We start from the raw sequence: 14,739 nt of genomic DNA, 5'->3' as shown, positions 1-14,739 counted from the left end.
GATGGTACTACGGTTTGCGATCCTCCTTGTCCTCTGGGCCGTCAGCGCGCGCGCCGTATATGCCCAGAATGAGCCGCCCGTTGAGCTGGAACTATCGGGGTATAGTTATATTACGCCGGTACCGGTTTATTTGAGTGAGGATGACAAGCGCTGGCTGCTGCAGAAGAGAGCGCTACGCGTTGGGGTTTATCAACCGGGACAGCCTCCGCTGGTGCAAACCACCCTCAGCGGACGCTACCGGGGAATGAATGCGGACTATCTGACGTTGATTCATTCCTCGCTGAATATTCGTATTATCGTGCTGGGCTACGTAAATCGCGCCGATGCGATTCGCGCGCTACGGGCAGGCGAGATAGATACGGTGTTAACCGGTCTTGAAACGCTTCCCTTCGCTGAAGAGGGGATCCAGCTCTCCGGGTCACTGGTGCATTCATGGCCGGAACTGGTGACCTCTTTGGGCAACGTGATGGGCCCTTTGCAAAGCCCGCAAAGTACACGCGTTGCGGTTGTTGATGGCTATCCTGATGCCGATTTTATTCATCAGTCGTTCCCTAACGCCGAAATAGCCAGTTACGCCAGCTATCAGGAGGCGCTGAACTCCGTTGCTAACGGACAAAATAGATGGTTTATGGGTGATTCGCTGACCACCAGCACCTGGCTTTCCCAGGAGTTCAGTCTGGCGTTGAGTACGGTTAAATATTGGCCTTCGCCGCAGAAAACGAGCCACTTTTTATTCTCAGAGAAGCAAAAGCGTTTGCTGAACATCGTCAACAGAACTATCAGCGCAATAGATGAAAATCAGCACGGGCAAATTGCTCAGTCGATGATCGATAAAGGCAATCTCTCGTTTCTGCTCGAACCGCTCAATCTCACACCTCGTGAAAAACAGTGGCTAAAAAAGAACAAAACGCTGCGAGTCATTATTAATCCGTGGTTTGCGCCTTACACCATGGCCGACAATAATCAGGAAGTACGCGGGATAGTCGGGGATATACTGAATCTGATTAGTCTGCAAACCGGTATGCAGTACGAAACGGTTGTCGTCAACTCGCATGAAGATATGCTTTCGGAGATGAAAAAGGGCAACTGGCATATTGTCCAGGCGGCGACCTATGACCTGAGTCGCCAAAGCAATCTCTCCTTCACTCATCCTTTTATTACCACCCAGTTTGTTACCGTTGTCAGAAAAGAGGACGCTCAGGCGATAGCGCTAAAGGCGGGTGCGAACGTGGCCATCAGCGCCGATCATACGTTACTGATGCAAATGAAAGCCCGCCATCCGGATATCCATTGGCAAGAAGTGGAAAACTCCAGCGTGGCATTGAATCTTGTGGCAACGGGAAAGGTGGACGCGGCGATTTCTAATCAGCTAACCGCACGTTATCTCAGCGAGCATTATTATCCCGATCGGCTGACGTGGCTGCCGCTACCCGAGGCGCAGCCGGCGGCAATCAGCTTTAGCGTTCCCCGTTCGGAACCGGAATTACGGCAGATTCTTGATAAAGCGCTTGATGATATTCCACAGAAAGAAATTTTACAGATAGTCAGCAAATGGATACGTCTGCCGGACGTCAGAATAGACACCTGGGAGCTGTATAACCGGCCATTCTATCTGGTCGCGGCTCTCGCTTCACTGCTGGTGCTAAGTACCTTACTTTGGGTGGTCTATCTGGCGCGGGAAGTGCGGAGAAGAAAAGAGTCGCAGCGTTTGCTGGAAATGGAAAAGAATAAAGCGCAGAAAGCGAATCAAGAGAAACGGGAATTCCTCTCCCATATGAGCCATGAGATCCGCACCCCGGTCAGCGCCATTGTGGGATTTCTGGAGCTCCTGCAGCTTCCAACGACAAGCCTCAGCCCAGAGGATAAAACGTCGGTTGAACACGCTGCGATGGCTTCACGCTCGCTGTTGAAACTGATTGGCGAGATCCTCGATCTGGAAAAGATAGAGTCTGGTTTGCAGGATATAGTGCCGAAGTGGGTGCATGCTGATGCGCTGATAAGAGAAAAAATATTACTTTTTACCGCGCTTGCGGCGCAGAAAGGGATAGCGCTGCGCTACGACTCGCAGCTGGATCCAAAAGAAGCGATGCAGCTTGATCCGCAAATGTTGGGACAGGTTCTGACGAACCTTATCGGGAATGCGGTGAAATTTACTCATCATGGCCGCGTTCAGGTATCGGCCAGCAAGCGCGATCGCACGCTGACGATCTCCGTAAACGACACGGGGCCCGGCATCAGCGGTGAAGAACAACAGTCGCTATTTATGCCCTTTAGCCAGGGGAAAGCGGGGGAGCTTCATCGCGGCTCAGGACTGGGACTGGCTATCGCAAGGGCATTGATGAAGCAGATGGGCGGCTCGATAGTTCTGCAAAGTGAACGCAATCGGGGGACCAGCGTGACGCTGAGCCTTCCGGTGCAAACATCATATGATGCCATCCCTGAAGTCGTTGAAACCGGGCCCATGACTACCGTTATCGGCACAGCGCTGCGGGTATTAATTGCCGACGATCACCCCTCCAGCCGTCTGCTGCTAAAACGTCAGCTGGCCTCGCTTGGCGTTGCCGCGGATGAAGCGGAAAACGGTGAAGAGGCATTACGCTATCTTCAGCAGGACCGTTACGATTTATTGATTACTGACCTAAACATGCCCCTGATGGACGGTATTGCGTTGACCCGGGAGGTGAGAAGATTTGATAGCAATCTTCCCATTTGGGGGGTGACCGCGACCGCGCAGCAGCATGAGCGCGAGCGCTGTGTTGCGGCCGGAATGACCGATTGTCTTTTCAAGCCGATTACCCTCGCGCAGATCTCTCGGCTGCTGGCCGGAGTGAACCAGATTCAGGCGGCGGTATTCGATGAGAAGCGGCTGGCGGTGCTGGCGCATGGTAATCGGGCGCTTATGCTTGCGGCGCTGCATGATGCACAGCGGGAAAATCGTCTCGATTTAGCAGCAGCCCGAGCGGCCGCACGCGATGAGAACTATCCGGCAGTGGGGCAACATATTCATCGCCTCAACGGCACTGCCCAGCTGCTGGGGGGCAATGAATTAATCAATATCGTCCAGCCTCTCGAAGCGCGGCTGCCAGGCGCTATTTCAGCGGCGGAACTGTTCGATATTTTAGACCGCATCGAAAGCGCGCTCAATGAGCTGGATCGGGCCATCGATAACTTCCAGCCATAGCCACTTTTCCTACAGTTGTAGGCGCTTCCTGACAAAATATTAAGCCACCGCTGATGTTGCTCTGTTGTTAACCAAGTAAAATTAGCCCTGTTCGGATGCAATATATTTCGTTAACGGTTAACGGAATATTGTCTAAGAAAAATCTAAATAGATGATTATAACAAGTTCTGGCTATCAAAATCCACAGGTTATTAAGTTGTGCCTATGGTTGGTAGTAGCTTTAAATTCCGTATTTTGATTTCATGTTGGTGTTTTGATTTGATTTTTAAGCGTTGAGGTGGATTAATGATCTATGAATTATGAAAAGGTAGTAGAAACGATCGTTTTTAACGACTTAGACGAAATCCATTACTTTTGTGCTGTTATAAAAATTTAATTTCTGTAAATTTTACACCGAAACACGAGAGGGTTTCTGACGCTAAATAACAAAGAGGATTATGCCGAAAAGGTAAGTTTATGAATTTGTCAGATTCCGTTTTTTCTGATGATTACTTCTTTATCGTCGGCATCAGTGCGTTGTTAACGCCGGGGTTGATTGATGAAAATTACTCTATTATAGATATTGAGACGACAAGCCTGTCAGAGGTAAGAAAACATATCTTTCCCGGCAGGAAAGTTATTGTTTTTATCACCAACGATCTTGATTACTATGCATTAAAGCATATGGCAGATTTTGTTTTTATTGACAAGAAGTGTCGGTTGAATGAGATTCTATCAGGTTTACTGGTCAAGAACTCTCAATATAATTATAGAGTGAAATACTCGCTATCTCGTCGAGAGAAAGAAGTACTTTCTTGTATGCAAAAAGGACTTGATGTCAAAGAGATTAGCCGGCAGTTAGGGATGACGATGAAGACCTTTTATACACATCGGCGCAGCCTGATTTTTAAACTACAGCAAGGTAATCGTATTTCGCTGTATCAAAATATCGTGCGCAGCGAACTCTACAAGCAGAGTGTTTATGAATATGGCTAAATAGCCTGCTTCTTTCAGCATTTTTATGGAGGTAAAAGTCACAAGGATTTTTTATTACTTATTTATTTTTTTACAACTGGATTAACTACCTGGAATTTAAATATGAAAAAGATCGCACTGATTTCTGCTGTTATGTCTCTGGCCGTATTTCAGACGGCAAATGCCGCTGATGGGGTAATTAACTTTACCGGCAATATCACCGGTACCGCGTGCGTGGTTGATACCACGGCTATCTCTCAACCTGTTGATCTCGGCACCATCTCGACCGCGGCTTTCGCCGGAGGGAATGGCGCGACGGCGGCGGCGAAGCGTTTTAACATTGTGCTGAAATCCTGCCCGGACAGTATTTCCAGCGCCAGCGTCCGCTTTGATGGTACAACGAACGCGGCTAACCCCTCCATTCTGGCCCTGAACAATGGACAAACCGCAGCCAACGTCGGCGTCGCGCTCTATGAGCAGGACAGCGCAACGCTGATTCCGGTTGGTTCCGCCTCGACCAGCGTGAATCTGCAGGAAGATGTCAACAACACCCTGACTTACTTTGCTAAATATATGGCAACGGGCGCCGTTGGAGCAGGCACGGCAAACGCTTCGACATCGTTTACCGTGACTTACCAGTAAAAGCAGGGCCCTCTGTGGCCCTGATTTATTCTCTCAGGATCTTTTCATGTTTCAGAAAGTATTAAAAAAAATCGCCGTGAGTTTATTTCTCATTTCTACAGCAGCCATCAGTGGCGTGGAAATAGGCGGTACCCGGCTTATTTATAATGGTAGCAGTAGTCAGGCGGCCATCAGCGTGAGTAACCCGGATAATACGCCGTATTTAATTCAGTCATGGGTCAGTAACAGTGAAAATAGTGACGATGGTGACAGCGCTTTTATTACCACACCGCCTTTATTTAAACTCAACCCGCATGCGCAGAACTCCGTTCGCGTGATGTTAACCGGTAGTGCGCCGCCTCAGGATCGGGAAAGCGTGTATTGGCTGAATATTAAGTCAATACCCTCGTCGTCGGCGGATGCGAAAAACGAGTTGCTGATTGCGGTAAAAAGCAAGATGAAGGTTTTTTATCGCCCGACGGGATTAAAAGGCGACGCTTCGCTGGCGTATCAGCAACTCACTTTTTCAGCCGCCGGTGGGAAGCTGACCGTGCATAATCCGTCGCCTTATAGTGTGTCGCTTTACGATGTCAACGTTAATGGCAAAAAATTAGCAAAACCTCCAATGGTTTTACCATTTCAAACGCTATCGCTCTCTCAGTCTGCGGTAACGAGTAGCAAAGTATCGTGGCGTGCGATCAATGATTTCGGGGGCATCACGGCTGAACATAAATTCAACATTTAGGCTAACTATTCATGCTCCAGGTCAATACGCTGTCAGGTTGTGCGAAATTAACTCAGTTATCTTTGCTTTTTTATTTGTGTTTACGCATTCCGGCCGGGCTGGCTGACGATTATTTTGTACCAGATTTTATTGAGACTCGTGGACATATTCCTCGGGACATAGATATCTCCCGATTTAGCAAAGCCGACGGCCAGGTTCCCGGTGTTTATCATGTCGATATTTATCTCAACGGGAACTACGTCGACTCACGAGACATTACATTTATCGGTAATGAAAATGATTTATCGCCAGTTTTGACGAGAGCCGATCTTACCCAATGGGGCGTAAAGCTGAATGCGCAGCCCGGTTGGATGGCATTGGAAGACACGGCGACAGTTGAAAATATCAGCACGCTCCTGCCCGGCAGTCAGCTTAATTTTCAGTTTAATGGCATGCGGCTTGAACTCTCGATCCCGCAGGAGTATATCCGGCGGGATCCTCAGGGCTCGGTATCGCCGGAGCAGTGGGATGACGGGTTGAATATGCTGTTTGTGAATTACAACTTTTCTGCGGCGAATAACCGTGGCAACGGTGAGTCGCGCAACGACAGCTATTTAAACCTGCGTAGCGGTATTAATGTCGGTCCCTGGCGGCTGCGTAATTATTCAACGTATAACAACAGCAACGGGATGACCCGCTGGAACACCATTGGTACTTCGCTTGAGCGGGATATCAAGGCGTTGAGAAGCCAGTTTAGCGTGGGCGATGGTTATACCCAGTCCGGGGTCTTCGACAGCGTGAATTTTCGCGGCGCGCAGCTCTATTCAGATGACTCAATGCTGCCGGAAAGCGTGCGCGGATTTGCCCCCGTAGTACGTGGTATCGCGCAAAGCAACGCTCAGGTCACTATACGTCAGGGCGGGAATATTATCTGGCAGTCGTATGTTCCACCTGGGCCTTTCGTGATTGACGATCTTTACCCCACCGCCGCCAGCGGCGATCTCGACATCGCGGTACGTGAAGCGGACGGTTCCGTGCATCAGTTTATCCAGCCGTTTTCCGCGGTGCCGGTGATGCAGCGCGAAGGGCAGTTCAAATATGCGCTAGCTGTGGGGAAGTATCGTGCGGCAAGCCTCGGGGACAAGGAGCCGACGTTCCTGCAAAGCACCCTGAGCTATGGCTTGCCGAGGGATACGACGATATACGGCGGAACGTTGGCTTCTCAAGATTACTGGGCCGGCGCATTAGGGATGGGGAAGGGGTTTGGCGATTTTGGCTCGCTCTCTTTTGACTCCACGTTTGCTCGTTCACAGTTGCCTGAGAAAACGCAAGAAGGGGTGTCGCTGCGAGCGCAGTATGCCAAAGATTTCGCGACGACAGGTACGTCTTTGAGTTTGACCGGCTATCGCTACTCCTCATCGGGCTTTCGTGATTTTCAGGAAGCAAACGGCGATGTGAATCCGTTTCGCATCTCAAGTGATGCGGCCCGGCTTGATGACAGCTGGCGCTATCAGCGTAATAAACGCAGTAAGGCCCAGATAACGCTGAATCAGGGGCTTAGTGAATGGGGTAACATGAACCTTTCCGCCTGGCAGCAGTATTACTGGGGGGGCGATAGCGAGCGTAGCGTTAACGTGGGATACAACACCAGCGTAAACAATATTAATTACGGCCTGAACTACAGCTATTCGAAGGGACCATGGCGCAATGACAACGATCGTATCCTCGCGTTTACGATGCAGATCCCGCTTTCGCGTTTCCTGCCGGACAGCTGGATGACCGTTTCCGCTAACAGCAACAAGAGAGGCGATAGCGTTTCGCAGATGGGGTTATCCGGTTCAGCACTGGAAGATAAAAATCTGAGCTGGAACGTGCAGCAGGGCTATAACAGCAAAGATTCTGATGCGATGGGAAGCGCTTCTGCCACCTATAAAGGTCGTCACGGGGAATATCAGCTGGGCTACAGCTATTCCCGCGATAACCGGCAGGTTTCTGCTGGCGCGATGGGCGGGCTGGTGGTACATCCCTACGGCCTCGCCGCGACTCAGCCTCTCGGTGAAACGTTGGCGCTGGTAAAAGCCGATAACGCGGGCGGAGTGAAAGTGGCAAATAATAGTGGTATTTACACCGACAGCAAAGGTTTTGCCGTGGTGCCGTACGTTACGCCGTATCGGCAGAACAGCCTGTCGCTGGATACCGCGACGTTAAATCACAATACCGATGTGCTCGATGACACGCGTACGGTAGTGCCCACGAAAGGCGCTTTGGCGCTGGCGGATTATCCCACCGTCACGGGTTACAAAGTCATGCTGCAACTGAGCGGAAAAGCGATCCCGTTCGGGTCAACTGCCCAAATCAAAAACCGCGATAACGTCACCGAGGGCATTGTTGACGATCGCCAGCGGGTCTGGCTAAACGGCGCGCCGGATAACGGTACCGTGGAGGTTAGCTGGGCGGGTGAAAGCTGTCGCGCGACCTATCAGATAGCCCGACTCTCTGACACCGTGCACCACGTCACCGCACAATGCTATTGAGCCGGAGAGAAATTAGAATGAAACCTGTTTTAGCCACCCTGATTTTTGCTGCGCTGGGGCTGTTTTCCCGTACGGCCTGTGCCTGGGATTGCACCACGACGACGCCTTCAACGACCGTCTCGCCGCAGAATATTACGCTATCGCGCGATCTTCCCGTTGGCGCGGTTATCGGCACGCAGCTCGTGACGCCGACGATCAATGCGTTCAGCTGTTACAACTCCGCTGATGGTGTGATCTCCAATCAGACCTTAGGCGTGATGGCGAACGGCACATTTGATTCGATGGTGAACGGCCGGCGCGTGTATAAAACCAACGTTGCCGGTATTGGCTATGCCATTTCGGGTTCAACGACGAAATGCGCCGGCGGCAGCGCGGCGGTGACCGGGAGCAATACTATTCAGGGCGACGTAAATACCGCTAAGCTCTGCGGGAACAGCAGCGGAATGATCAGCCCGACGTTGAACGGCACCGTGACGGTGACGTTTTATAAAACCGCAACGGAAACCGGATCAGGAACGATAACGGCGCAGACGGTCGCTGCGCTGGTGTTGCTGAATAACTCAGTGCTGTGGCAATACCCCGAGGCTGAAGTCAGTATCAACGCATTCACGGTGACCACTCCGGCCTGTAAGCTGATGACGACATCAGTGCCCGTGGATATGAGAGAGGTGGATAAAAGCGCATTCAGGGGCAAAGGCTCCACGCCCGGGGATGCCTACACCCAGTCGTTCAACCTGCCGTTGACCTGCAACGCCGGCACGCAGGTTAGCGTTAAGATGGAGGGGAGTATTTTTGATGCCAGCAGAGGGGTCATCAATACGACCGGCGGCAATAACGCAGCCACGGGCGTGGGGATTCAGCTGCTTTATAACAATCTGCCAATGACCTTGGGTTCCGATGTCGCCGTTGGAGCTTCCTCTGCAGGCGGTGGGTTCAATGTGCCACTCAAGGCGCGCTATTACCAGACCGGGGATAAGATAACTACCGGTACCGCTAACGGGGTGCTGTCCTTTACCATGACGTATCAATAGCGATAGTGCCGCTTCAGACATCGTTGCGCCCTGTATAGGGGCGTGATTTCATCTTTGGCGTCGTGGCATAAATTCTTTCACCGGTTAATGCTTTTCCTGCCTGGCGTGGGTGAGAGGACGGCTTTCTGTTCCTGTTTATCGTTGTTATCCGCTGCTGAACTCCCTGGTGTTGGCTGCAAAATGCAGACCGGATGTCGTCGCGGGCGTCATCAGCGGCCAGGCTGTGATAAATTTCATTAAGGAATATTATTCCGGGAAGACGGCGAAGCAGATATGACATTATTGGTGACTCCATGACATCGATAGATCTACACTGGATCGCTTCCCGGTGAGCCACTGCTAGCAGCGCTGAAATGGTAGTGTAAAGGGAGGCGAAAAGTATACTTAAATCTTCTGACTTAAATGCCTATGTTTCTCTTGGTTAATATCAATACCTTTTCCGGGTTAACCATCGTTACCCATCATTGAAAATATATTATTTGTGAATTTTATATTAACCTTGTCAGTCATTAATTATAACCATATTAATGCCCTGAGCTGGGCGGCTTACAGCCTGTAAACCATAAAAAAATAATTTTTTTTCACACTTCGCTATTCGCGATTTTTTCAGTGTCAGGAGTGATCTTTATTTCCGCTGCACATTGATTTGCATCAATCAACTCTGTCTATTCAGATATGAATTTAATTCATATTCCTCTGCCAGGTATACACTCAGCCTTTATTGTAAGCAAAAGGTTGTTATTACATACCGGCTTTGTTTGTCTGATGCGTTTTATTTTTACATTTGCCTTAAGATATCTGAGGAAAGTCTTATAATGGACTTTGGGGCCGGCAGGTTGATATTTTTTGGCGCTTTGCTCTACTATATCCTGGTCATCACACGCCGTTATCTTTAACACATTATCCCTCACGGGAAGGGACCGCTATGGCTGATATGTTCCAGAATGAGGTGCCCAGGGCACGCATTTTCAGAAAAGAGTTCGAAAAAATCCTGAAAGACCCGGCGCTGACGCAGGAATTACGCGACGAAATCAGCGCGCTGGCCCCGCAATAAACGGCGTGCGTTATTTAATGGATTAACCGGGAATATGCTGGACGCGCAGGTGGCTGATTCCGTGGCCCGAACGGCGCTGGCAGCCGGCCCCGCGCTGACCGGAGAGGAGATGTACTGATGGCCAATGTTTATACTCTGATTTCAGTCTGTCAGGCCGCTGCTGATGCGCTGGCGGTACAAACGCAACAACGTCTGCTGTTGTGGAACAACTGGCTGCAGCCGCTGTCAGCCGATAAACCCGCGGGGGACGATCCCGGCTACGATGATGATTTCCAGCTGATGCGCGAAGAGGTGAACAAGATCACCGGTGCGGATAGCGATCTGATTTGTAGGTTGGCCGAAAAACTGCTCACCACCGTGACCAAAGATATTCGCGTTGCCTCATATTACGCGTGGGCGCGGCTGCACCGGGATGGCGAAAGCGGTCTTGCGGACGGACTGGAACTGCTGGCCGGGCTGATGCAGGGTTTTGGCGAACAGCTGCACCCGCTGCGGGAGCGCAGCCGAAGGGCCGCATTTGACTGGCTCGCCGGACAGCGGATGCTTGACAGCCTGTCGCTGTACCCCGAGGCCGGCAGTACTGATGCCTTGCGTATCAGCGGCGCATTATTGCTGATGGAGCAGGCGCAGGAGGGGACTGTCCCCGATGCGCTGTGCGGCGTCCTCGAGACCCGTCTGTTGAAATCGGGCGGGCCGGATGCCGTCGTGCCGCAGAACGTCAGCGATGTTTCGCCCTCTCAGACAAACAACTATACGCCGGCGCTGAGCCCTATCACCTCTGGCCAGGAACTGCTGACCCAGGCGCGTATCCTGGCGAAATATCTCGGTGACCAGCCGGAGGGCTGGCTGGCCGCTCACCATCTGATGAAAAGCATCCGCCACGACACGCTATATCAGCTGCCGCCGCTATCAGCAGAAGGCAGAACCCGTATTGAACCGCCGAAGCCGGACCAGCGGGCATTGCTGAAGCGGTTGTATCTCCAGCAGAGCTGGACGGAACTGCTGGAACAGGCTGACGGGATGTTTTCTCGTGGCGCGAATCATCTGTGGCTGGACCTGCAGTGGTATATCCACCAGGCTCTGCTGAAGGCTGGGCGGGAAGCGGAAGCCGCTATTATTCAGAATGACCTGAAAGGGCTGCTGACCCGGCTGACGGGGCTGGAAGGACTGGCATTTAACGACGGCACGCCGTTTGCCGATGAGGTCACGCTGAACTGGATACAACAGCAGGTGCTGGAGAACGCCGCAGGCTGGCGGGATGATACTGCCGCCAGCGCCGCTACCGCATCCGGCGATGACGATATTCTGCTGCTGGAGCCGGAGGCCCTCGCGGTTGCCGACAGCGACGGCCCGGAGGCGGCGCTGGCCTGGCTGCAGAACCGCCCGGGTATCACCAGCGTGCGCAGCCGCTGGCTGCTGCGCCTGCTGATGGCGCGTATTGCCGAGCAGACTGGCAAAAATGAGCTGGCGCAACACCTGCTGGCGGAACTGGGCGCGGATGCTGCCGGAATTCCGCTGGCACAATGGGAGACAGGTCTGCTGTTCGAAGTCAAAGCCCGCCACCTCAGGCTGCTACGCATGAAGGCCGGGCGCAGTGAAACCGACAAAAACCGCCTGCAGTCTGCTATGGATCGCCTGCTTGCCGAGCTGATTGCCATCGATCCCGCCCGTGCCGCAGTGCTGTGCGCTTAATCTGTTTACGAAAAATAAGGTGGCGGGAGAGGCGATGAAAAAAAGAGAATGCCGCTCAGCGCATATCTCACAACGTATTAAAAGTTAACGGGGGCGATAACGTGTCGGCCAGAGAACGTTTTTTTAAGAAAGTGCAGCAGAACTCCGAGAGCACACCGCCCGGCAATAAAACCGCTGAGGCAGAAATTCAGGCATTCCGCCGCCGGATGGATGCGCTGGTGCAGCAAATCAGCCAGTGGTTTGCGGGTTCCGGCATTGAGGTCATTCTATCAACAAAGCATATTCATGATCTGAGCACGATCGGCTATAGCCTGAACAGCGGTATATGCCGTTATGACATCACCACAATCCGGCTCCAGAACGGCGATCGTCACGTCAGCATCGTACCTGAACAGCTCTGTCGAGGTGCGGAAACGGGCTGCATGACAATGCGGGTTAATGCCCCCGGAATCACTCAGCTGTTTTACCTGAGCATGGCGCCGGAAACGGGCTGGTTTATCCGCCGCGAACAGCAGAGCGAAAAAGAGAATGTCATCATGACGGAAGAGCTCTTTTTCCATGCCGTTGATTGCCTTGCCTGAATAGTCGCAGCGGTTTCTCATATTGTGCAGGCAACCGTTGCCTGACCCATTACAGATATTCAGGCTGTCTGCTCTGAAGGCTTCATGCTTGTGCTTTTAGCCGCAATGAGCTTCTTAATGAGTTTTGCCATTTTAGGACCCGCGTTTTTTGGCTCTTTTCTCCTGGAGCCCAAAAAGGTACCACAAGGCTGCGGTTCTCAGTCATTCCCGCCAGACCGATACAGACACAAAAAAGCCCGCAGGGCTTGCGCCATGCGGGCTCTCAGGACTTCATCGGATGACTCTGGTAATCACCGATGGAGAATTTTGGTGGAGCTGGCGGGAGTTGAACCCGCGCCCGAAACTTTATAACCTCATGATAAACAATGATAAAAAAATTTAGCGTTTTGCTGCGGATCCTTTACGGCTCCTTTGAGGTTCCACCGCTGACCAGCTTGGGTCGTTTTTCAGTGTTGCCGTCATACTCCTTCAGATAGCGTCCATAATGCCTGAACAACATTTCTGGCCCTTTATGTCCCATCTGTGATGCCAGCCAGAACAGGTTAGCGCCTCGACTTATATGTCGGGTCGCGAACGTATGCCTGGTCTGGTATGGATTGCGGTACCTGATCCCAGCTTTACGTAAAGTTGGCACCCAGGCTTTCTTTCTTATCGCATCGGCACCCGCCCATGGTTTTTCTGTCTTAGGATCCTCAAAGATCGTTGCATCTTTCATAAAGGTGAAAGGCTTCTGAGAAGTCAGGGCATACAAGGCTTCTTCGGTTAACTCAACTTTACGTGTTCCAGCTTTAGTTTTCGTGCCCTTAATTATCCCCACTACGCTGGCATTTTGCACATGCGCTGTTTTGCCGATAAAGTCGATATCACGCCAACGGAGGGCGCAGAGTTCAGAACTACGTAGCCCGGTTTCAATTGCAAAGCGGAATATGTTTTCCCACTGCTTGTTACCTGCGGCATGCAAAAGCGCTTCAACCTCGGCCGGCGAAAGCGGATCAACAATATAATCACTTTCATCCTCGGTTTTACTGCTCTGGTAGCGCGAGGCTGTCACCAGTGAAACAGGGTTAATCTGCAATACACCATCAGTCACAGCTTCATCCAGTGCTGAGCGTAGGAATGAAAGTTGGTTCCTAATCGTCTTTAATGTCGTTTTCTGACTCTGGATCCATGTTTTTAAAGCAGCAGGTGTTAATTCGCTGGCAGGAAAAACGTGAAGTGATGCCAGAGCATTTAAACATTTCTTATATCCGCCGATTGTTGAGGGGGATAATTTTCTTGTTTCACAAATTACAAGATATTCATCGAGATAATTTTTTACCGTTTTTCCTGTTGAAGCATTACCAAATATTTTAAGTCGTGACGAACGGGGAAAGTGTTCACCATAATTGAATGTACCCCGCTCAATTTTATTGTGAATTTCGCCGAGTGTTCGCTCGGCGTATTTAATGTTTTTGCTATTAACTTCAAGGTTTGATAAAGGTTCCCGGCATTTCACCCCCTTATAGGTAAAGGTAATATTGATAGTTTCCCCAGTACTATGTTTCCTGATCGTTACGCCGCGCGGGAGTTTAGGCGATTTTGTCGAGCCCATTTTGCAACCTCACTAAGATCTATCCATCTTTCCTTAACGCCTTCGACCTTTAGCACCTGTACCCCTTCACGCCATACGCCGCGCTGGATGCGCTTATTTATGGCATCAGGGGTTTCGCCTGTCTCTTTGCAATAAGTTGAGATGGGAACACAATCGAGGCTCAGCATAGATTTCTCCATTGCCCGGCTGCACCCGGGCGATAAGGGTTGTTATTCGTCGCTTGTAGGCAATAGTTTCTGCCAGATTGCCGATACATATTTTGCTTGGTGGCGGGCATCGGCCAATGCGTTGTGGGCTACACCATCAAATGGCATATTGCTTTTGGGGTCAAAACCAAGTTGTGTACCGAGCAACACCATGGTGCGCACGTCGCTGTCGTTCCAGAATAACCACGGGCAGGTTTGGCCGGCGCGGTCGTAGGCTGAGCGTAAAATCACATTGTCGAAGTTGGAACCATTACCCCAGACTTTCATATAACGTGGGTTGTCAGAGTGGCGGCTGATAAATGAACTCAACTCGGAGAGAGCAAATGTAATGCTTCTGGTATCGTCGGTACAAATAGCTGCTCGGGCCTCTGATGATTGTTTGAGCCACCACAGGATAGTGTCACCGTCAGGTGTCGCACCCTGATCCATAGCGCTGGCGAGGTTAACGGCCACATAGAACTCTGCGCCCAACTCACTGCTTTGCGGGTCGAAGAATACAGCGCCGATCGCGACAATTGGCGCAGTAGGCTTGTTACCCATTGTTTCGAGGTCGATCATTAAATGGTTCAC

Annotated in this window: 11 protein-coding genes, 1 tRNA gene and 1 pseudogene; 9 read left to right on the top strand and 4 right to left on the bottom strand. The window is 51.3% G+C overall.

All coding sequences use genetic code 11. The features are described 5' to 3' along the window. The first annotated feature begins 1 nt into the window (after nt 1). From BJF97_RS22380 to BJF97_RS22345, 9 genes and pseudogenes are all read left to right on the top strand, one after another. Entirely contained in the window at nt 2–3,181 is a 3,180-nt protein-coding gene (locus BJF97_RS22380; protein ID WP_032694798.1) for a response regulator, read from the top strand. 456 nt (nt 3,182–3,637) lie between these two features. Next, entirely contained in the window at nt 3,638–4,156 is a 519-nt protein-coding gene (locus BJF97_RS22375) for a helix-turn-helix transcriptional regulator (protein WP_032694799.1), read from the top strand. A gap of 102 nt (nt 4,157–4,258) precedes the next feature. After that, nucleotides 4,259–4,777, top strand: coding sequence for a fimbrial protein (locus BJF97_RS22370; protein ID WP_032694800.1), 519 nt, complete (start codon nt 4,259–4,261; stop codon nt 4,775–4,777). 46 nt (nt 4,778–4,823) lie between these two features. Further along, entirely contained in the window at nt 4,824–5,501 is a 678-nt protein-coding gene (locus BJF97_RS22365) for a fimbrial biogenesis chaperone (RefSeq protein ID WP_032694801.1), read from the top strand. Nucleotides 5,502–5,512: 11 nt separating this feature from the next. Then, a complete protein-coding gene (locus BJF97_RS22360) occupies nt 5,513–8,014 on the top strand; it encodes a fimbria/pilus outer membrane usher protein (protein WP_032694802.1) in 2,502 nt (833 codons plus the stop codon). A 17-nt stretch (nt 8,015–8,031) separates the two neighbouring features. Continuing rightward, nucleotides 8,032–9,045, top strand: coding sequence for a fimbrial protein (locus tag BJF97_RS22355; protein ID WP_032694803.1), 1,014 nt, complete (start codon nt 8,032–8,034; stop codon nt 9,043–9,045). A gap of 967 nt (nt 9,046–10,012) precedes the next feature. Continuing rightward, nucleotides 10,013–10,099, top strand: a pseudogene (locus tag BJF97_RS34950) (type VI secretion system contractile sheath small subunit); the annotation flags it as partial. 117 nt (nt 10,100–10,216) lie between these two features. Then, nucleotides 10,217–11,791, top strand: a complete 1,575-nt coding sequence (tssA, locus tag BJF97_RS22350; RefSeq protein WP_032694804.1) for a type VI secretion system protein TssA — start codon at nt 10,217–10,219, stop codon at nt 11,789–11,791. Nucleotides 11,792–11,892: 101 nt separating this feature from the next. Beyond that, entirely contained in the window at nt 11,893–12,372 is a 480-nt protein-coding gene (locus BJF97_RS22345) for a hypothetical protein (protein ID WP_032694806.1), read from the top strand. A 307-nt stretch (nt 12,373–12,679) separates the two neighbouring features. On the opposite strand, the gene BJF97_RS34390 is transcribed toward BJF97_RS22345, so the two are convergent. From BJF97_RS34390 to BJF97_RS22330, 4 genes are all read right to left on the bottom strand, one after another. Then, nucleotides 12,680–12,782: transfer RNA gene (locus BJF97_RS34390), tRNA-Leu, on the bottom strand. Further along, on the bottom strand, nt 12,773–13,963 hold the full coding sequence (locus tag BJF97_RS22340; protein ID WP_070083006.1) for a site-specific integrase: 1,191 nt from the start codon (nt 13,961–13,963) through the stop codon (nt 12,773–12,775). Before BJF97_RS22340 ends, BJF97_RS34390 begins: the two co-directional genes overlap by 10 nt. Continuing rightward, nucleotides 13,924–14,130 (bottom strand): hypothetical protein, encoded by a 207-nt coding sequence (locus tag BJF97_RS35200; RefSeq protein ID WP_047683674.1) that lies wholly within the window; start codon nt 14,128–14,130, stop codon nt 13,924–13,926. Before BJF97_RS35200 ends, BJF97_RS22340 begins: the two co-directional genes overlap by 40 nt. A gap of 42 nt (nt 14,131–14,172) precedes the next feature. After that, nucleotides 14,173–14,739, bottom strand: coding sequence for a 3'-5' exonuclease (locus BJF97_RS22330; protein ID WP_070083005.1), 567 nt, complete (start codon nt 14,737–14,739; stop codon nt 14,173–14,175).

This window comes from Klebsiella sp. LTGPAF-6F (genome assembly GCF_001753185.1).
Classification (GTDB): Bacteria; Pseudomonadota; Gammaproteobacteria; order Enterobacterales; family Enterobacteriaceae; genus Klebsiella; species Klebsiella michiganensis.
Note: the sequence above shows the minus strand (reverse complement) of the source record. Positions and strands in the feature narration are given on the sequence as shown.